This is a genomic window from Cobetia sp. 29-18-1, from assembly GCF_029846405.1.
GTDB lineage: Bacteria > Pseudomonadota > Gammaproteobacteria > Pseudomonadales > Halomonadaceae > Cobetia > Cobetia amphilecti.
In genome coordinates this window covers 1-213 of record NZ_JARWKS010000067.1, presented here as the reverse complement: position 1 = coordinate 213, position 213 = coordinate 1, and the positions used below count along the sequence as shown (strand labels likewise).

Annotated in this window: 1 protein-coding gene; it reads right to left on the bottom strand. The window is 62.9% G+C overall.

The genetic code is table 11. The annotated features are described in order from the left end of the window. A partial coding sequence (locus QD208_RS17640; RefSeq protein ID WP_279837699.1) for a hypothetical protein occupies window positions 1-213 on the bottom strand: 213 nt, incomplete at both ends.

Sequence of the window (213 nt, the reverse complement as noted above, 5' to 3'; positions counted from 1 at the left end):
CATCGGTGCTCTGCCCCTCGCGGATCACGGTGTCAGGGTTCACGGTGCCAGGCTGAGGCTGCACGCCATAGACGCGCTGGCGCAGCGCGGTCGAGATCCCAAGGGTCAGCACGCGGCGCTCGAACGTCTGCACGTTGCTGCCGTTCATGTACTCAAACGTTCGGATCTCGTGATCTATCTCACTGATGCGCACATATTGGACCTCGCCGGCGG